The organism is Bariatricus sp. HCP28S3_A7, assembly GCF_052066375.1.
Taxonomy (GTDB): Bacteria; Bacillota; Clostridia; order Lachnospirales; family Lachnospiraceae; genus Allocoprococcus.
This window is the reverse complement of the sequence record NZ_JBQHSG010000035.1, coordinates 1-19,775: the sequence shown is the minus strand read 5'-3', so window position 1 is coordinate 19,775 and position 19,775 is coordinate 1. Positions and strand designations below refer to the sequence as shown.

Below are 19,775 nucleotides of genomic sequence, written 5' to 3'. Positions count from 1 at the left end.
GGTTCCTTGACTCACAAATGTGAATCAAGGAACCTGTCCCCGCCGACTCTCCTTCCCCGCTGTCTCTTTAGCATTCTTCTGCTATCTTATATATTAATTTTTCCGTATCTTCCCATCCGATACAAGGATCTGTGATCGATCTTCCGTATTCCATATGAGAACAGATATCCTGGCGTCCTTCCAGCAGATAACTCTCTACCATAACTCCTTTCACCAGTCCGCGAAGATCCGGATTGTATTTCCGTGTATGCAGCACTTCGCTTACAATTCTCAGCTGCTCTTTGTACTGTTTATTCGAGTTAGAATGGTTGGCATCTATGATAACCGCCGGATTCTTCAAATCTTTCTTATAATACAGACTCTCCAATCTTCTCAAGTCTTCATAGTGATAGTTCGGAATACAGGTTCCGTATTTATCAACACCGCCTCGTAGAATCACATGTGCAAGCTCATTTCCGTCTGTCGACACATCCTGTCCACGGTAAATAAAGCGATGTCCGCTTTGTGCAGCCACAACGGAATTCAGCATGACTCCCAGATCTCCACTGGTCGGGTTCTTCATGCCGATGGGAATATCCATACCGCTTGCTGTCAGACGATGCTGCTGATTCTCAACGGAACGGGCCCCGATTGCTTCGTAAGATAAGATATCATCCAGATAACTTCTGTTTTCCGGATACAGCATCTCATCGGCAGCGGTCAGATGCGTCTCTTCAATCGCACGGATATGCATTTTTCGGATCGCGATAATCCCTGCCAGAAGATCCGGAGCCTTATCCGGATCCGGCTGATGCAGCATTCCTTTATATCCTTCTCCTGTTGTTCTGGGTTTATTCGTATAAATTCTTGGAATGATCATCAATTTTTCAGAAACTTTTTCATTTACTTCAGCCAGACGATTCACATATTCGCAGACAGAATCTTCATTATCCGCTGAACAAGGTCCGATAATGACAACAAATTTATCGGATTTTCCAGTAAAAATATCTCTGATCTCCGCGTCTCTTTTTGCCTTGATCTCCTTGATCTTTTCCGATAACGGATATTCATTTTTCAAATCTGCCGGCAATGGCAGTTCTGCATTCACTTTCATCCCCATAACTTTTTGTATCTCCTTTATCTAGCAGTAACGCACCATATCTCTGGTGATTTCACTCAGAGAATGTGCCCCGCACATCTGCATCGTGTCTTTCAGTTCAGCTCCCAGCTTTTCAATATAGGTCTTCACGCCTTCTGCCCCGCCTCCATACACAGAAACAACAAACGGTCTGCAGATCAGAACTCCGTCTGCTCCGAGTGCAAGTGCTTTAAAGATATCTGTTCCGGAGCGGATTCCGCCGTCCACCAGAATCTTCATAGAATCTCCTACTGCGTCTGCAATTTCTTCCAGGACTTCTGCCGTCGCCGGGCACTGATCCAGAACACGTCCTCCGTGATTGGAAACCACGATTGCTGCTGCTCCTGCTTCTTTTGCTTTCAGCGCTCCTTTGACCGTCATAACACCTTTCACGATAAACGGCACGCCTGCCATATTCACAATTTCCGCAAGTTCCTTGACGTTCTTGCTTCCTGCCGGCGGTGTCATGTTTTTCAGAAACGGAAGTCCGGCAGCATCCACATCCATGGCAACCGCAAATGTTCCTGATTCGATCGCCAACTGCATTTTCTCCTGAATCGTTTCCAGATTCCACGGTTTGATGGTCGGAACACCCATGCCGCCGCTCTCCTTGATTGCCGCAGTCGCTCCTTCCATAACCAGCGGATTCACTCCGTCTCCGGTAAATGCCGCAATTCCATTCTGCGCACATGCAGATACAAGAACCTGATTATAGGAAATATCATCATATTTCTCACTATAATGTAAATTCACTGCACCAACCGGACCGGCAAAAAACGGATACGCAAACTTCTGTCCGAACAGCTCACAGGATGAATCTATTTCTCCTCCGTCACAGATGGTATCCATGTTTACACGGATCTCCTGCCATTTCTCATAATTGCGAATAGCCGTGTCCCCAACACCTTTCGCTCCCGGTCCCGGTATCTGTTTCCCACATGCTTTTCCATTACATACCGGACAGGCTTTACAATAATTTCCTATCGATTCTCTTGCATTTTCAAGTACCTCTTTATAATCCATGTTCTCTGCCTCGCTTTCTTCTATCCATCGGTATTTTTCTTACCCAAATGAAGCCGATACTTATGATAATCATAACACTTTCCTATCCGGAAAACAAGAAATCCATTCCATGGATTTCTAAATATTCTGTGACCTTTACTTGTTTTTTTACTTTGATATGCTATAATGTCCACATAGGCACTTAAATTTGCATACAGCAAAGTTAGAGAAATATATAGAGGAGAGTACCATATGAAATGCCCCAGATGTGGATCTGATGTACGTCCCAGTAAAAAGTATCCGGGATATTATCTCTGCGATTCCTGCCGGAAACGTTATCCGGCGACATCCCTGATACCAGATGAGACTGATGATGATTATACAGATTATACACTTTATGATACAGAAGATGCAATAGAACCTTCGGAACCGGAAAAGCCCGGACGGAAGACTGAACGGTCAGAAGGCAGCAACCGGAAATCAAAAGGTTCTTCCCCCAAATCAGGCAAACGTTCTTCATCCAGTCAAAGCAGATCCGGAAGAAGGTCCAAAAAGAAAAAGAAACAATTAGCAGGAATGATTCTGATTTTCCTGCTCGCAGTCATCCTGATCGTAGTTGTCGCCGTAAAATCCGGTCTAATCAGCAAAGATCTACTTCCGTTTACAAAGTCATCCCAGGATTCTCAGGATCCTCAGACAGATGATACCACAAAAACGGGTGGAGATGACACCTCCTATGCACTTGGCGACACCGCTACGCTGAATGATATCTCCATTCAGGTAACCGATTACGAGGAATCCAAAGGTGACGAATGGGCTTCCCCTCAGGAAGGCAATGTATTTGTCTTTGTCAACCTTACGATTACCAATCAGGCGGAAAAGGATATCACCGTCAGCAGCATGGCAAGTTTTGAATCCTATTGTAATGAAATAAAGCTTGACTATAGCGTCAATGCTTTTACCGCCCTTGCCGCGAACACGGACCGTCAGCAGATGGATGGTTCCATTGCTCCCGGTTCTTCACTAAGTGGGTATCTCTGTCTGGAAGTTCCGACAGACTGGATGAATCTGGAGATTCACTATACCGATCAGGTCTGGAAGGATGAGGGTGTCGTATTTAAAATATCAAAATAATCCATGGTTTCAAATTAGAATCTAAAAAAAGGGAGCGCCTCAGCACTCCCTTTTTAATAATGTTTATTCTCTGTGCATAGAGAATGAAGTCTCATCATAATTCTTCAGGTTCTCACAGATTCCTCTCGCATCTGCTTCTTTGATCAGCGAATCTCTGGATTTCTTTGCGAGCATCTGATCTTTAAAAGCACTTGGTCCTCCGACACATCCGCCTTCACAAGCCATTCCTTCGATGAAATCCTCAGGCAGACGTCCGACTTTCATAAGCAGCAGTGATTTCTTACATTCAACTGCACCATTTGCCTTGTACACTTTAATATCCAGTTCTTCACCGGCTTCCTTCATACTCTGCATCACAGCATCTGAAACACCGCCGGAATTTCCGAATCGCTTTCCAAATACAGAAGATTCCTGATAAGTATTGTCTGCCGGTTCCAGAGCAACACCCTTCGCACGCATAATTGCACGGATTTCACTGTAAGTCAGGGCATAGTCTGCATTTCCTTCAATCCTCTGATCTGCAATCTCTGATTTCTTTGCAAGACATGGTCCGATAAATACGGTAACCGCATCTGGTTCTTTTGCCTTCACCAGGCGGGAAACTGCACACATCGGAGAAACCGTTGTAGAGATCATATCACTCAATTCCGGATAATGCTTCCGTACCAGATTGACAAATCCCGGACAGCAGGAGGTTACTTTTTTACGTCCGTCTTTATAGGCTTCAACCCATTCTTCTGCTTCATATTTCGCAGTTAGATCACCACCAAGTCCCACTTCAATGAAATCCGTAAATCCAACTTCTTTCATTGCTTTTTTCCAGCTTTCCATGGTGATGTCCACACCGAACTGTCCTTCTGTTGCCGGTGCCAGCATCGCGTATACTTTCTTACCGGATTTGATTGCTTTAATTACATTTACAATGGAGGATTTGTATCCGATTGCTCCGAACGGACAACTGTGAACACATTTTCCACAACGAATACACTTTGAATCATCGATAACGGAAATACCATTTTCATCATAATAAATCGCATCTACCGGACAGCTGAATTTGCATGGTCTCTTCAAATGAGCAATTGCATTGTACGGACAGGCCTGTGCGCATTTTCCACATTCTTTACATTTGGAAGCGTCAATATGGGAACGATACCTTCCCGGTTCAATCGCACCGAAATTGCAGGCGTTGATACATGCTTTTCCAAGACAGTTCTGGCAGTTTTCTGTTACGACATAACTGGAAATCGGGCAGTCCTCGCATGCAGAACTGATTACCTGGATTACATTTCCATCATCCTTGATTCCAGGCGCTTTTCCTTCAGCCAGGCGTACACGCTGTCTGATAATCTCACGTTCCTTGTAAATACAGCAGCGGAACTGCGGCAGTGGACCCGGAATCAACTTCATTGCGATATCGTCCTTATACTCCTCGAGTTCCCCGGCAAATGCCAGACGTGCTACTTCTTCCAGTACTTCATGTTTGATTTTGATTACATTTGCGTCTGCGTTTCTCAACTTCTTACCCTCCAAAAAGAATTTTCTCAATCATAATAATGTATCTCGTTTCTGATTCAAATCATAACATGAGTTTTCTTCTTTTCCCAGTCATTTTTTTAACAATCTTGTACTATTTTGCATACAATGTACAAGCCTCAAACACAATGTTCTGTTTTCGCAAAACGTAACCCAAACTCATGGATTCAAAAGGTTATCCCGCTTTCACAACATTCTGATTTCTGGTAATAGACAGTAGAATCCCCACAGGCAGCAAGACTGTCGTTCCGGCCATCAGTATGTACTGGCGCTTTTTCTCTTTTCCGAACCACCGCTTATGAACGGCAAGTATTAAAATGCATCCCCCTGTCATATAAAATAAAATCATATACACACTGGAATTTAAATCCAGTGGAAGCACTGTTGATAATACCAATATGAGAATACATTTCATCATCCCTTGTTTTCCTGCTCCGCGGAAGTGAAAAACAACACCCGCAAAAACCGGAACCAGCACACAGTAAAACAGTCCCTGTTTTGGATACATTCCATTCACGGTTCTGCCGAATACCCGGTATACTGCCATCATCATCATCATTGCAGCCCAGATCCGGAGTGCATATTTGCCAAGCAGCGTGTAATCCACAAAACAGACTCCCAACATCAAAATGCTTCCTGCTGCCGTCCACAAAATAAACCTGAGTCCCGCCGGATCATAAGATGCTGCGAGGTAATCGCCTGCTCCGCAGAGTATTGCTGTTCTCTCCAGAAAAACCTGTATGGCAACTCCCGATATACCAAGCATGACGATCATAGCAATCAGTCTCATATCCATCTTCGGTCTGTGGATCCTGTCAAGCTGTACTCCTGCCTCCACCGGATCTCCCATCTCCCTCACAGCCGCTTCTTCTGCTTCCGCTTCACTCATGCCCTGCGCCATAAAATCCAGCTTCTGGTCGTCAATATGGGCCTGATATTCTTCTTCAATCATCAGTCTTGCCTTTTTGCAGCGAATCTGTTCTGTCAAAAGCTTCAGATAATCAAGCCGGGTCATAAAGCACACCTCCCAGCACATTCACAACTGCCGTGGAGTATTCCTTCCACTCTGCTTTCTTTGCAGCAAGCTGTTTCTTCCCTTCCCTGGTCAGCCGGTAATATTTACGAAGCTTACCGCCATATTCCTGTTCATAGACAGTCAGCCATCCCTTCTCTTCCATTGAGTGCAGAAGCGGATAAAGAGTCCCCGCCTTCAGTTCAAAGACATTATTCGACTTCTCCCTAAGCGTCTCAATCATCTCATAGCCATACATATCTTTTTCTTCCAACAGCTTCAATATCAGCATTGCTGTGCTTCCGGAAATTAAACTTTTATCTACTGCCATAAATACTTCCCCTTTCATGTGTTGATCTTCGATATATCGGTAATCTATATATGTCAAGTGATTCTTTCCGTATTCTGAAGCTGCATCATATAGAGAATACATTTTTTATAAGTACTTTAGATGTTCTTAATATTTTTCAAAATTTCTTAAGTCCATGGTCACATTCTTTCCATATTTTACTATTATACTTAAAGCATAAATTAAAAGGACGCCGGCAATCATAGATGATACCGACTCTGTATGGATGTCAGGATGTCCGCCTAAAAAATCAGGTGCCCGCCCAAAGGGCAGACACCTTTAATATAGATCCTCTCTTTTCTCTCAGCCGATGCAGCATGTATCGGCTTTTTATTTATCACAATATGAATTACTTTCCTCCGTCTTCTTTCATACTCGTTACAACCACACCCGTCAGCGCGAACAGGGCGATTGCATTTGGAATAACCATTAGCTGGTTAAACATATCGGAAAGTTCCCATACAAGATCGTTGGATGCAAGTGTTCCAAGGAAAATAAACACCAAAGCAATCATAAGAAACGGCTTGGTTGCTTTCGGTCCGAACAGATAATTCACATTGATTTTCGCGAACAGATTCCATCCGAGAATCGTGGAGAATGCGAAGAAGAACAGGCAGACTGCCACGAAAGCGGATCCCAGTTTTTCTCCATAGACTACTCCGAATGCGGTCTGTGCGAGATTCGCTTTATTTAATGTTTCCACCACGCCACCTGTATATCCTCCCGCAAGAGGTCCATCAGCTGTATATAATGTGGAAATAATAACCAGCGCATTTAAAGTCAAAACAACGAATGTGTCAATAAACACACCTGCCATAGCAACTGTTCCCTGTTCATGTGCATTCTTAACCTGTGCAAGCGCATGAGCATGCGGTGTAGAACCCATGCCGGCTTCGTTTGAGAAAAGCCCTCTCTTTGCCCCCTGGCTGACAGCAATTTTTAAAGCTGCGCCCAGGCCACCGCCAATGATTGCCTGTGGCTGGAATGCATACCGGAAGATCATGAAAAATGTAGCAGGAACGTATTTAATACGGGCAATCAGCACCCCCAGCGCTCCCAATAAGAAAACAGCTGCCATGACCGGAACGAGCTTTTCAGTAACAGAAGCAAGACGGTCTACCCCACCCATAAAGATAAAAGCGCAGATCACAACCAGGACAACACCAACGATCCATGAAGGGATGCCAAATGCTGTGTGGATTGTGGAGCCAATGGAGTTGGACTGTACCATACATCCAAAGAAACCAAGCGCCAGAATGATTGCAACTGCAAAGAATCCGGCCAGGAATTTTCCTAATCTGCCCTGGAATGCCCTGGTTATATAGTACACCGGGCCTCCCTGGATATTCCCTTCTGAATCCTTGATTCTCGTCTTTTGTGCAAGAGTTGCTTCTGCATAAATCGTTGCCATTCCCAGAAATGCAATGATCCACATCCAGAAAATGGCTCCCGGTCCACCGGTAAGAATCGCTCCAGCAGCTCCTACGATATTTCCCGTACCTACCTGAGCCGCGATTGCTGTTGCTACAGCCTGGAATGAGCTCATTCCGCCTCCGTGTGCTCCTCCCTTAAAAGAAATATCCCCGAAAATTTTCTTAAGACCGGCTCCAAAACACCTCACCTGAACGAACCTTGTCTTAATTGTGTACCAAAGTCCAACTGCCACCAAAAGAAACACCAGAATATAATCCGACAGATAAGCATTAATTGTTTGAACAATTGATAACATAGTTTTTCCTCCTCACCCATCTCTTTTCCACATTATATGCACAGACTATCCCTGCGATTCCTTTACTTTGCTGCCATTTGTTCCAAATGTAATTGCGCCTTCTGTTCATACTCTCGCGCCTCTTTTTCCCAGCCCCTGTAAGAATTTTCTCCCCGGTGATCCGGAAGCTCATAGTGCTCCTCCAGATAGTCTCCCAGATACTTTGTCACTTTCTCTGCTCCTGACAGATTCAGATGATCTCCCTTATCCAGGCTGTCCGTTTCCCAGTCGATTCCTATTTCATCCAACCTGAGATTCATATCCAGGTAATCCAGAGAATTAGATTCTGCATAAGCACTGATACTGTTATGTCGTCGGTAATTACAATTGACCGGCGATGGGGTTCCCACTAGAAGAAGCTCGGCACCCTTTTTATAACAGAGTTTTTGAATACTTTCCATATATTTAACCACGGTATCAGGCATCTCTTCTTTTTGTTCTGTTTCCAACATGTAATTTCCTTTTTTATATGGCTGAACATCACAGCGGAACGAAAACCCTTTATAACTCTCTTCCGGATACTTTTTGTCGATCAGAAATGATTTCCAGATATCATGTCCGCGAAAAATCGGAATATAATAATTTCCCCATGCCTCTATGGTTTCCTTGATCCCTTCCAGCCCCGTTCTTCCCCGAAACAAAGTGTTCGTTTCCAGTATGACCAGCTTCGGAGACTGCGTCTCAAAAGCAGTTTCCAGCATATGATAGGTTTCCTGGATCTTCTGTCCTGACTGTCCGCATACATATCCTGTAATTCCATGCTCCTCCCACAATTCCATCGGTGAAATAGACGCATAACTCAGGCTGTCTCCCAGAACAATCACATCAATGCTGTCTTGGGGTTCCCTCTGGATCCGAAACAGACTTTTGTTCCTGCTCTGCACGAGATTGTCATTTTTAATCAGGGCAATCTCCATTCTTTCTGCCATCAATTCAAAAATCACGAATAAGATTGCCAGAAAGAGGGCAACTTTTCCTGCTCTCTTTCCTATATTTTTAAAATCCTGCATAAATCATATCCACCTGCTGATAACCGATTCCATATGCTCCCAGAATTACAACTGCCAAAATCAGGCCATAATAAATCGCCCATCTCATCGGCAGACATAATTTCTGAAGTCCTGCCTCTCCCAGCAGATTCCTTTCTTTCATCATTCCTACAATTGCCACAACCACGCACCCGACCACAACGACCAGATAATCTGCTTGATCGAGTCCAAATGTCAGCATGGTTCCATCCCACAGTCGTTGTAGTTCAAAATTCCGAAACATGCTGAAGAACATCGAAATTCCTGCACGCAGTCCGTTTGCCCGAAAGAACAATTCTCCGGTAAAAATGATCATCCACGTTTTGAGGATCTGAATCAACCGGAAATACCATGCATTTTCATTGATGTGACATGCGTCAAGCACCTTATTTCTGACAGGCTCTATCGCAATACCGCCGAGCAGAATCACAAAATAATACATTCCGTAAAAAATGTAACTCCACCTTGCTCCATGCCAAAGCCCATTGCAGATCCATACCGGGAACAGTGACAAAGCTGATACGCCCAGCTTTGTCAAATACTTTCCCAAATGCTTTCTTCCGAATTTATTCCATCTTTTCACCAGTCCGGAAACGGAAACCGGATAAAATACATAGGTCTTAAACCATACGCCAAGTGTAATATGCCAGCGTCTCCAGAATTCTGCCGCGCTCCGCGAAGCAAACGGCTGTCGAAAATTCTCGGGAAGCGTAATTCCGAACATCCTTCCGCTTCCAATAATGATGTCCATACATCCGGAGAACTCCATGTAGAGCTGAACCGTATAGGCAACTGCCGCTGCCGCAATCATAACACCGTGATACATTTCATAATGTTCAAAGATTGCCTGCACAAATACATAAAGTCGGTCCGCAATGATCATTTTCTTGAATAGTCCCCAGAGAATGCGCACGCTGCCCTTTGAGAGATTCTCTCCGGTTATCGGTGCCCCTTGCCAGAGCGCGTCTGCCGTTTGCGAATACATGCTGATCGGACCTTCCATGATCTGTGGAAAAAAGCCCAGAAAAAGAGCAAGCTTTCCGGGATGCTGCTCTACTTTCAATTTTCCCCAATATACATCCGCCATATAGCCGATTGCCTGAAGCGTATAGAAAGAGATACCAATAGGAAGGAGAAGCTCTTTTGTCTGTAATGCATACGAGCCTCCCCAAGCTCCTATTATTGCATTTATATTCTTTGCAAAGAAATTATAATATTTCAAGTATGCAAGTGCCAAGAGTAATCCAAGGATCCCACCTATAAGGATCCATTTTTCTTTCTGTTTATATCGCTTTTTTACGATGCTGCTCTCTTCTTTAGTCAGTCCGGAAACTGCAGTTTCGCACTGCAGTTTCATCCAGGACATCCAGACACCAATATAATGAGTAAACAATGTTGTGCCGATCAGATACAGGACCAGTTTTCCGCTGATCGTCCAGAAAAACACATATCCGGAGAGGAGCAGTGTCATCCACCGCAGCTCTTTCGGAGTCAGCTGATAGACCAACAGTACAACAGGCAGAAACACGAACAGATAAATCGACGTATGATAAGCCATGTTAATTCTCCTTCAGCCTTTGTATCATCTTCCAGATCGCATCCACAGAATTCAGATTCTCAGGAATGATCTCCGCTGCTTCAATTTCAATGTCAAACTGTTCCTCCAGTTCCGCAATCAGTGAAATCACCGCAAACGAATCCAGAAGTCTGTCATTTACAAGCGCCTTCTGTGCCTTCCAGTCAATACTGTCATCAATCTCCATTAATATATCCAATAATTTTTCCATCTTTTGTCTCCCTTTCCATATTCCATTCGTAAGTCTGCTGTTCTTCCCGTACGAGCCGCCAGCCCATCTCTTTGCTGTAGAACACAGCCTGCGGCAGTTCATGGCTTAAAAATAAAGCCATTCCTTCCGTCATTGCATATGCTCCGGCCCGTTCAAATATCAACACATTCCCTGCTTTCAGATCTGTGAATTCAGCCCTCTGTACCAGCACATCATTCACCGTACACAAAGATCCACAGATCGTCCATTCGCGTTTTGTTCCCTGACTTTTTTCAGGGCTGACGCGGATCCTCGGCAAATACATGCCACGGATCTGCCCGTCATAATGGATCTGATGGATTCCTCCGTCTACGATGCAGTAATAATGATTCCCATTTTTCTTTGTATCTCTGACCGTGGTAAGATAGTACCCGCAGGTTGCCGCAAGTGCACGCCCCATTTCCAGCATCACACTTCCTTTCCATCGCATTTTTGCAAGTGTCTCCGCAATTTCTTCAACATCCGCTTCTAAATGATCCGTCTGGCCCTCGAAATACGAGACCGCAAGTCCCGGTCCGTACTCCAGTTCTTCGATCTGATAGCCCGTTCTTTCTTCCAGTTCACAGCAAAACTGATCCAGATATGTCAGTTCCTTCCTGATCTTTTCAGCCGATTTCTTCTGTGTCCCGGAAAAATAATGAACCCCCTGGATCTTCAGATACGGACACATCTTTCGGATCGAGATCAGATTCCGAATCGTCTCCTCATCCATCCCGAACTGATTTCCGCTGGTCAGCCTTAGATATACCGGAATAACCTCATGATTGATATCACACCAGTCAGCCATATAATGGAACTGATTCAATGATTCGACTGTATATGTGCACGCTCCCCGGTAGAAATTCATAATTTCATATAGATCTTCTTTTTTCTTCAGGACACCTGATATGAAAAGTTTTTCTGGTTCGATCTGAAGCTTGCGGCAAATTTCAAATTCCCCCATGGAGCATACCTCGATCCGGTCCGTAAGCGCAGCCATTTGTTTCACAAGAAATGAATTTGCTTTCATCGCAAAGCAGATTCCTGCTCTTCCCCGAAGCTTCTCCCGAAAGAACGCGACCGTTTCGGAGAGCCGGTCAATATCATAGATATAAAGCGGCGTTCCATACTTCATGATGCCATGTTCCAGACATTCCATTTCCATCACATTCCTACCTCCAGTTTTTTTCTGAAATAATTTCTGTCAGTCTTTCCGTTTTTATTTAACGGCATTCCCTCCGTTTTTTGTATTTTGTGGGGAATCATATAAACCGGAAAATGCTTTTTCAAATATGCTCTGACATCTCCCGGATCCGCCCCACCCAGGTAAAATGCGATCAGTCTGTTTCTCCGCTCATCCATCAGACAGCAGCTTCTCTCTACACCTTCCACCTGATTCAGTGTGCTTTCGATCTCTTCCAGTTCAATGCGGTGTCCCATATGTTTGATCTGAAAGTCCTTCCTGCCGGAAAAATAAAGCATTCCTTCATCATCGTAATATCCAAGATCTCCGGTGCAATAGCACCTCTCTTCTTTCTGTCCGGAAAAGTGAATCATCCGGAACCGTTTCTTCGTTTCCTCCGGATTCCTGTAATATCCTTCAGACAAGGATTCCCCTGCCACACAGATTTCTCCGATTTTTCCCGGCACCTGTAGGATCTGTTCCTGCTCATCCAAAAGGAACACCCTTCGCCCCGGAAAGGCTCTTCCGATCGGAAGCTTTTCCCCATCTGCATACATCCGCTCAACCGGATAATAAGTACAGTTGCAGGTGATTTCCGTTGGACCATACAGATTGACAAACGAAGTATCCGGCAATGCTTTCTGCCACATCCTAAGCTGTCTGACCGGCATGACCTCTCCACTGAATCCAATCAGCCGTACGCCGCGAGGCACTCGATAATCAAGTCCTTTCAATGCCGTCACCATGCTAAGCGCCGATACCGCCCAAATGAGAACAGTCACTTCCTTCTCACAAAGATAATCTAACAGCTTCGAAGGTAATGAAAATAATTCTTTCGGTATTAATACAAGCGTAGCACCTGTTGATATACTTGTGTAAATGTCTTTTACAGACACATCAAAATCGAACGGCGCCTGATTTCCGATTCTGTCTTTATCATGAAATCCAAACGCCTCTACAAAATGAGTGATAAAATCAATCACTGCCTGATGGCTGACTACTATTCCCTTCGGTGTTCCCGTCGACCCTGATGTAAAAATCCCATACAACAAATCGGTACCACGACTCTGCCGGCGTATCTGCTGCAAACGCCCGATATCGGCTTCTCTCTCGATAGTATCCCGGAGAATATACTTTCTTTTTGTGTAACCCGCCTCGTCCAACAGCATTTCATTTTCGTTATTCAATACAACAAGCTGCGGTTCGAGTATTTTCAATATTTCCCGAACTCTCGCCGCCGGTTGGGACGGATCAACCATCACATAAAAACATCCGGCATAAACCACACCGAACATAGCCGCGAGTGTCCTTGCACTCTTTTCTGCCAATATAACGACCGGCTCCCCCTGATCGCATATTTCGCAGAACAGCGTTCCCATTCTCTGCGATAGATCTTTCAGTTCTCTCCACGAAAGACAAAACGTACCATCATCCACCGCTGTTCTGTCCGGATATTTTCTCTCAGTTTCTTCCAGAAATTCCAGGACATTACATTTCTTATCTGATTTCATTCCTGTTTTCGTCTGAAAATCCTCCATATTTCTACTCCTCTTAAGATATTTCAAAGTATTTTCCCTTTGATGAGGCCATTATAACCCCCATATCTTAATCCTTTCAGACACAAACCCTTAAGAAATTCCAAAGAAAAAATGGGTAAAATCCGAAGTTCGGATTTTACCCAATCATTTCCCAATACTATTTTCTTCCTTTTACAGCGCCGCAAACACTTCTGTTCCTCTCTTTTTAATCCAGGTATAGAGTCCTGCAGAAATCAATAATGTCAGTGCAGCAACTATGGTAAGATATATCACCATTCCGATTTTGTATGCCCACATCAGGTAGATGCCACATAACGCCACCGAATAAATCCAGCCGCCAAACATCGCCACCATCACGGCCACGCTCTGTTTAATCGGTGCAATTTCATTGGTCCAGGTCAGATTCGGCATTTTTAATCCCAGTGTAAGTCCAAGCAGAGCAGAAAATACGACATAAGCGCTTACCGTCAAGAGCACAAGAAGAATCTGAACCGGTGAATATGGAAGTACAAACAGAGTACATCCCAAACAGAACAGTGCCGGAATTCCCGTCAGAAACAACTGAACCGATAACTTGGCGCGCAAGACCTGCCATGGCGTAACCGGAAGAGACTGTGCAAGCCAGATATTCTTCCCTTCCAGTGAGACAGACGGAACCACCATATCATTCATAGAAACCAGCACACAGATCATGGTACATACCAGTACGGGAGTCGTCCCCGTTTCTGCACCGAACACCTGATTCAGAATGCTGATAATCATGCCTCCTTTTACAAGAAGAAGTATGCCGCAAACCGGCAGAATCAGAATGCCCAGTCCGCAATTCAACATATAATTCGGACTCGCAGTAAACCTACCGAATTCCTTCGCAAGAAGAGCCCGGGAAACACTCCTCATTTTTACCGTCTTTTCTTTATATACTGCTCTGGCAGTTTTGCCGGAAGCTGTCGCTATCTTAAGAAAGCTCCGTGACAATAATGTCCACATTACAGCAAACAACGCAAGAATGATCGCTGCCATCAGAGTGATCGCCAACCAGTCCCCTTCCCCGATTCTTCCGAATAAGTAAAGCAAATATGCTTTTCCTTTGATCTTTCCGCCGTATTCCGCTGCATTTGCAATCAGAACACCTATCATGGACTGCGCCTTAAAATAGAAGAAATAATATGCACCGAGAAAAGCAAGCGATACAAATACGGTGATAAAGCTCTTATTCTTCAGCTTCAGACTGATCTTTGCAACGACCCATCCAAGTGCCGCCGAAAGTGTAAGTACAAAAATCGAGATCAGCGCGATCAGCACGACTCCACCCAGAATTACTGAAACATTTACCGGAGCAAAGATCCAGTACACAATGACTGCCGGCACGATAACCACCGCCGCGTACATAAATCCCAGCAGAAAGACTCCAAGAAGGCGTGACACCATGAGCGTGCGAACGGGAATCGGCATGGCAAGCAGAAGATCGTTATCTTTGGCAAGATATAATCCAGAGTATGTATTAAACACACTTCCGAATACTCCCAGAAAAATAGAAAGCAGCCCCATAATCGCAAAATAAAGCCAGCCCATACCGGCTGATGAGAGAGCCGGACAGATCGTCATAGAAAGAAATGTGAACATTCCTCCCAGAAGGCCGATCATAATAACCCCAAATAAGATCATATATCCAATCATCGATAGTTTAGACCGCTTTTTATTCTTCTTCGCGTCATAGAAATATCCACGAAAAATCTCCATCATCTGTTTTTTGACGAGTGTTTTTAGCATGATTCTCCCTCCAATTCAAGGAATACTTCTTCCAGAGAGTCATCTCCTTTGACTTCTTCCATCGTTCCGGAACGGATGAGCTTTCCGCCTTTGATAATGGCCACCTTATCACAGAGCTTTTCCGCCACCTCAAGTACATGCGTAGAGAAGAAAATTGCTCCGCCCTGATCACACACCTCACGCATCATCCCTTTCAGGAGATGGGAAGCCTTGGGATCCAGACCAACAAATGGCTCATCCATAATGATCAGCTTCGGATCATGAAGCCATGCCGAAATAATTGCCAGTTTCTGCTTCATTCCATGGGAATACGCAGCAATAGGCTGTGCCAGATCATCCGTCAGTTCAAACAATTCTGCGTATTTTCGGATCCGTACCTGTCTCACCTCAGAGGACACCCCAAAAATATCAGCGATAAAGTTGAGATATTTGATTCCCGTCATAAAATCATAAAGATCCGGATTGTCCGGAATGTAGGCAATCTGCTTTTTACAGGTCAGCGGATCCTTCTGTATGGATGTCCCTCCAATCGTGATCTCACCGGAATCAAACTGCTGAATGCCGACCACAGACTTCAGCGTCGTCGTCTTTCCGGCACCGTTATGGCCGATGAAACCGTAGATCTCGCCCGGAGCAATATGAAGACTCAGATCATCGACTGCCTTTTTCTCTCCAAATGTTTTCGTTAAGTGTTCAATATACAGCATAGTATTATTCTCCCATTTCTTCTGATGTTACTTTTGAGCTTATGATTTTGTTAATACTATCATACAAAAAAATCCACCATTATACTAGGTGGATTTCTTATAGATATGTGTCAATTTGAGAGATATTGCAGCTGTTACACGAAAATGACCAAAGGGCGCTTCTCGTGGCAAGATGCTCCGTCCCTACGAAACCAATTAATCAGAACATTGTTCACATTAAAAAATTTACTGGTGAAGCTAAGATTCTGTTTATTGTTCTGTCCATAGATTTTGTCAAAGAGTTACTGGAATCTCACAAGGCAGCTTATTTTCCTAAAGAAGAAACTGCTTCTGAAAACTCAGTATTTCAGTTTATGTCCTCAAATTTACAAAAAGAGAAAGGTAAAAACTATTTAGATTTTTTTCCGGCCTTCCAGAATCAAAGTCATCTTTCAGACCTGCATAAATTATCTGATCATTTGCTTCATGCAATGCTGTTTCCAAAATTAGGCTCAACATTTGCCATAAAAGCGTTAATCTGTGAATTATTTCAATATCTCGACACAAAAGAATACTATCATATTAGTAATGTTCAACTCAACTCAGGCACTGATTTACTTCTTTTTTCTCGAATAAGCCATTTGATGGAAGATACCAATGGGCGAATGACACGTTCTGCTCTGGAACATACTCTTTGTTACAGCGGCAACTATATTAATACTATCGTTCATAAATATACCGGTATGTGCCTTTATGATTATGGTATGACATTTACACTAAAGAAAGCGGAGCATCTTCTATCTGATACAACCGCTTCCATTTCTTCTATTGCTTTGCAACTTGGTTTTAACAACCGAACACATTTTTATAAAATTTTTAAAGGAAAATATGGCATTACCCCAGGAGAATATCGGGAAAAATTAAGATAAACTAATTTAACTTACAAAGATCTTATCCAGCCATGTAAGTGCCAGATCCGGCCACTGCATGGCGGATTCATCTGCATGCTGTTCCTCCATCTGCCGGATTCCCACAGTTGCTTTCGTCCATTCCACGGCAAACTCTTTCAGTGTTTCTGCTTTGGCAGAAGGAGCAAGCATCGTCGGCACCATCTCCGGCCGCACATTGTACAACGTCTTTAATGTCTGCCATTGCTGCATCATCGTATAAATACTGTCTTCCCCGATATTGTTCGTTGCCCACTCTTCATTTGCAAGGCTCATTCCATGTCTTCCTTCCATAAATAAATGTAATTCACACGGAACTCCCGCATTGTGGCATGCTTTTGTATACATGATACTATTCTCCACCGGCACCGTCGCATCCGTAAATGTCTGCCACAGAAAAGCCGGAGGCGTGTCAGCTGTCACCTGTTTTTCCAGACTTGCCCATGTAAGTTCCTCCTCAGATGCATCCTTTCCAAGAAGCAGATCAAAACTGCCGCGATGCGCTTTTTCTCCACTTGTGATCACCGGATAACAGAGAATCACTGCATCGGGACGATTAGAAATCTCAGCATACGGCTCTTTCGTAAGCTCCTGATCCTGATAATGAACCGCAAGACTTCCTGTAAGATGAGCACCTGCTGAGAAACCGCAGCAGACAACTTGATCGCACTTTATACGCAGACATTCTGCAAAGTTCCGGATATAACGCACAGCTCTGGAAATATCCCGAAGCGGCTGTTTTTTAAGCGGTGCAAGCTGATACATATTGATCGTATAAGTAAGAACAAATGCCTGATACCCTGCCTCATAAAATCGTTTCGCTACAATTTCGCCCTCTGTCGGACTGACAAAAGCATATCCGCCACCCGGCACCACGAGCATTGCCGGATGAACATCTTCATCTTCATGAAGATAAGCCGTGATATTGGGAAGAAATTCTCCCGCACATGGATAAGTATAATCCTCTTTGTTCCATAAATTAATGGTCTGCTTTTTCATTTCTATACTCCTTTTTTATTGCGCATTCAGTAGCTGAGTTCTTCCATTTTACATTTAATTTCATTATTGGGTATAAACGCTTCTTGATACTGCGAATCATATCCCAAATATCCAAGATGTATCAAAAGCGTCAGTACATCATCCCGAGAAGCAAATGAAGTCATGTCATTATTAAAACTGCCTATATCGATACTGACAGAATCCCCTTGCATCATACGGATAATCTGATTTTCAGGCCATCATAATTTAAATCAATATATATTTTCAATGCTTCATACGTTTCCGTCTGATTCCAATAATTATTAAACGCACCTGATAGAATACTAAATACCACAGATTGTGGATTATATACAGTCCCATTCATCTATCAGAATAATAAAGCTCCGTCCCGTTTCTGCATAGATATCCTGCATAGTCTGAATCAAATCTTCAAGATCAAAATAATCCGCATCCGGACATTCCCGTTTCAGTTCACGTGTTACCCTCTGCTATAATATGCAGCCAGCATGTTTGCCGCCATTGACTTTCCAAACCGACGGGGTCTGCTGACACAGATACATTTTTGTGAGGTATGCAAAACTTTATTCGTATATTTAATCAGTTCAGATTTATCCACATATATTTCAGAATTTCTTGCTTCACTGAATTTATCGTTAGAAGGGTTTAAATAAATGCCCATTCAGCAACCTCCCGAAAATACTTTACCTATATTTAGTATAGAGATTTCCAGAAGAAAATACAAGTAACGAAAGCCAGAACCGACATTTTTTAACGTACAACCACTTTTGTTTCTGCTTTTCATCCTCAACGACAATTGTCATTACCTATGTTATTTCGGGGGAACTTGATTTCGTCATTGTGGGAGTACATAAACACTATCGCGCCGGTGACTGTTGCTTCATCAACCAAAAAGTCCGCATGTAGAAAGCTATCAACGTGCCTTCTGCGCTCTTTATCTCAGTTTTCGCCCCGGATTCTTCTACGATTTTCCCTCTTCCTCCCAGCGTGAAATTCCGGATCTTCTGAATTTCATAATGCGGAACACTTTACAGAACGACCAGGTGGATTATCTTGACTTTATCGCCTCTTCTTCTGACATTTTTTATAGGAACACGTTCCGCATTCTGCAATGTTTTGAGCAGATCATAATGGAACTGGTTCAAAAAGAACCCGGCTGCATGGATATCGTATACGGTTACCCGAAACGTTTCTTCGCCATACTGCAAGCTCCCGGCTGTTATACTTGCCTGAATACCCGTTTTTTATCCCGAAGGAGAAAATACGGAGTATCCCCGGGCGAATACCGCTCTTCCAGAGGCTAAGCGATATCAAATTTTCCGTTCTTTTGTTTCCTAATTTTCATTGACCCCCTGGCCCCTTTCTGCTATATTAAATTCACGCATTCTTCCGTACGGAAGTCATAGACATTTTTCAAATAAACAATTCAATTCTCCATTCTATGGAAATCTGAATAAAAACTCTCAAGCATTCCATGATTTGTCCTTTGATAGTTTAATAAGGCTTTACACTATTTTCAAACTTTCCTATAATGTAAGTATATTCTTACATGGAAGGAGTACGAAAGGATGAACGAATACATGCCAAGTGACAAAGAGATGATAAATAATCTGATTGATTTATATTCTATTCTTCAACAAATCAAGCAAAGCAACGGTAATCACGAAAACAAAACACTTGATTACCAAATCAAAGTCACAACCGCCAAGTTATCATCAATGGGGGTTAATGTCGAAGATATTACTTTAAACTAATTACCGGAATAAACTATTACTAAGCTTCAAGGTGTAAAGTCTTATTAAACCATCAAGACTTGAACAGAGGTGGGGGGGGGGGGGGGGGGGGCGGGGGGGGGGGTGGGGGGGGGGGGGGGGGCGGGCGGGGGG

General features: G+C 43.7%; 17 protein-coding genes and 1 pseudogene. 3 read left to right on the top strand and 15 right to left on the bottom strand.

Annotated elements, in window-relative coordinates:
* Positions 1–67: 67 nt before the first annotated feature.
* Both ACTNA4_RS14580 and ACTNA4_RS14575 read right to left on the bottom strand, forming a co-directional pair.
* Positions 68–1,099 (bottom strand): 3-deoxy-7-phosphoheptulonate synthase, encoded by a 1,032-nt coding sequence (locus tag ACTNA4_RS14580; RefSeq protein WP_427808614.1) that lies wholly within the window; start codon positions 1,097–1,099, stop codon positions 68–70.
* A 21-nt stretch (positions 1,100–1,120) separates the two neighbouring features.
* On the bottom strand, positions 1,121–2,140 hold the full coding sequence (locus ACTNA4_RS14575) for an alpha-hydroxy-acid oxidizing protein (protein WP_427808616.1): 1,020 nt from the start codon (positions 2,138–2,140) through the stop codon (positions 1,121–1,123).
* 231 nt (positions 2,141–2,371) lie between these two features.
* Between ACTNA4_RS14575 and ACTNA4_RS14570 the strand changes: the two genes are divergently transcribed.
* Positions 2,372–3,253, top strand: coding sequence for a DUF4352 domain-containing protein (locus ACTNA4_RS14570; protein WP_427808618.1), 882 nt, complete (start codon positions 2,372–2,374; stop codon positions 3,251–3,253).
* A gap of 63 nt (positions 3,254–3,316) precedes the next feature.
* On the opposite strand, the gene ACTNA4_RS14565 is transcribed toward ACTNA4_RS14570, so the two are convergent.
* The 11 genes from ACTNA4_RS14565 to ACTNA4_RS14515 form a co-directional block, all read right to left on the bottom strand.
* Complete coding sequence (locus tag ACTNA4_RS14565) at positions 3,317–4,768, bottom strand: 4Fe-4S dicluster domain-containing protein (protein ID WP_441030762.1); 1,452 nt, start codon at positions 4,766–4,768, stop codon at positions 3,317–3,319.
* A 193-nt stretch (positions 4,769–4,961) separates the two neighbouring features.
* Complete coding sequence (locus tag ACTNA4_RS14560; RefSeq protein ID WP_441030760.1) at positions 4,962–5,801, bottom strand: permease prefix domain 1-containing protein; 840 nt, start codon at positions 5,799–5,801, stop codon at positions 4,962–4,964.
* Positions 5,788–6,129 carry a PadR family transcriptional regulator gene (locus ACTNA4_RS14555; RefSeq protein ID WP_441030758.1) on the bottom strand — a complete coding sequence of 114 codons (342 nt, stop codon included), beginning with the start codon at positions 6,127–6,129 and terminating at the stop codon, positions 5,788–5,790. Before ACTNA4_RS14555 ends, ACTNA4_RS14560 begins: the two co-directional genes overlap by 14 nt.
* A gap of 367 nt (positions 6,130–6,496) precedes the next feature.
* A complete protein-coding gene (locus tag ACTNA4_RS14550) occupies positions 6,497–7,876 on the bottom strand; it encodes an alanine/glycine:cation symporter family protein (protein ID WP_427820729.1) in 1,380 nt (459 codons plus the stop codon).
* Positions 7,877–7,938: 62 nt separating this feature from the next.
* Entirely contained in the window at positions 7,939–8,925 is a 987-nt protein-coding gene (locus ACTNA4_RS14545; RefSeq protein ID WP_441030756.1) for an SGNH/GDSL hydrolase family protein, read from the bottom strand.
* Positions 8,912–10,501 carry an MBOAT family O-acyltransferase gene (locus ACTNA4_RS14540; protein WP_441030754.1) on the bottom strand — a complete coding sequence of 530 codons (1,590 nt, stop codon included), beginning with the start codon at positions 10,499–10,501 and terminating at the stop codon, positions 8,912–8,914. The genes ACTNA4_RS14545 and ACTNA4_RS14540 overlap by 14 nt, the downstream gene beginning before the upstream one ends.
* A 1-nt stretch (position 10,502) precedes the next feature.
* Entirely contained in the window at positions 10,503–10,730 is a 228-nt protein-coding gene (locus tag ACTNA4_RS14535; RefSeq protein WP_427820727.1) for a phosphopantetheine-binding protein, read from the bottom strand.
* Positions 10,696–11,913: a diaminopimelate decarboxylase family protein gene (locus ACTNA4_RS14530; protein WP_441030765.1), complete on the bottom strand. Its 1,218-nt coding sequence runs from the start codon at positions 11,911–11,913 to the stop codon at positions 10,696–10,698. The genes ACTNA4_RS14535 and ACTNA4_RS14530 overlap by 35 nt, the downstream gene beginning before the upstream one ends.
* Complete coding sequence (locus tag ACTNA4_RS14525) at positions 11,913–13,469, bottom strand: amino acid adenylation domain-containing protein (RefSeq protein ID WP_441030752.1); 1,557 nt, start codon at positions 13,467–13,469, stop codon at positions 11,913–11,915. The genes ACTNA4_RS14530 and ACTNA4_RS14525 overlap by 1 nt, the downstream gene beginning before the upstream one ends.
* A gap of 171 nt (positions 13,470–13,640) precedes the next feature.
* Entirely contained in the window at positions 13,641–15,239 is a 1,599-nt protein-coding gene (locus ACTNA4_RS14520; RefSeq protein ID WP_427808640.1) for a putative ABC transporter permease subunit, read from the bottom strand.
* Positions 15,233–15,946 (bottom strand): ABC transporter ATP-binding protein, encoded by a 714-nt coding sequence (locus tag ACTNA4_RS14515; protein WP_427820725.1) that lies wholly within the window; start codon positions 15,944–15,946, stop codon positions 15,233–15,235. Before ACTNA4_RS14515 ends, ACTNA4_RS14520 begins: the two co-directional genes overlap by 7 nt.
* 125 nt (positions 15,947–16,071) lie before the next feature.
* Here ACTNA4_RS14515 and ACTNA4_RS14510 point away from each other — a divergent pair, with 125 nt between their 5' ends.
* Positions 16,072–16,854 carry a helix-turn-helix domain-containing protein gene (locus tag ACTNA4_RS14510; RefSeq protein WP_441030749.1) on the top strand — a complete coding sequence of 261 codons (783 nt, stop codon included), beginning with the start codon at positions 16,072–16,074 and terminating at the stop codon, positions 16,852–16,854.
* Positions 16,855–16,860: 6 nt separating this feature from the next.
* On the opposite strand, the gene ACTNA4_RS14505 is transcribed toward ACTNA4_RS14510, so the two are convergent.
* Both ACTNA4_RS14505 and ACTNA4_RS14500 read right to left on the bottom strand, forming a co-directional pair.
* Positions 16,861–17,871, bottom strand: a complete 1,011-nt coding sequence (locus ACTNA4_RS14505) for an alpha/beta hydrolase (RefSeq protein ID WP_427808648.1) — start codon at positions 17,869–17,871, stop codon at positions 16,861–16,863.
* A 347-nt stretch (positions 17,872–18,218) separates the two neighbouring features.
* Positions 18,219–18,550: pseudogene (locus ACTNA4_RS14500) on the bottom strand (AAA family ATPase); the annotation flags it as partial.
* Between the two features lie 907 nt (positions 18,551–19,457).
* Here ACTNA4_RS14500 and ACTNA4_RS14495 point away from each other — a divergent pair.
* Positions 19,458–19,643, top strand: coding sequence for a hypothetical protein (locus tag ACTNA4_RS14495; protein WP_427808656.1), 186 nt, complete (start codon positions 19,458–19,460; stop codon positions 19,641–19,643).
* The last annotated feature ends 132 nt before the right edge of the window (positions 19,644–19,775 follow it).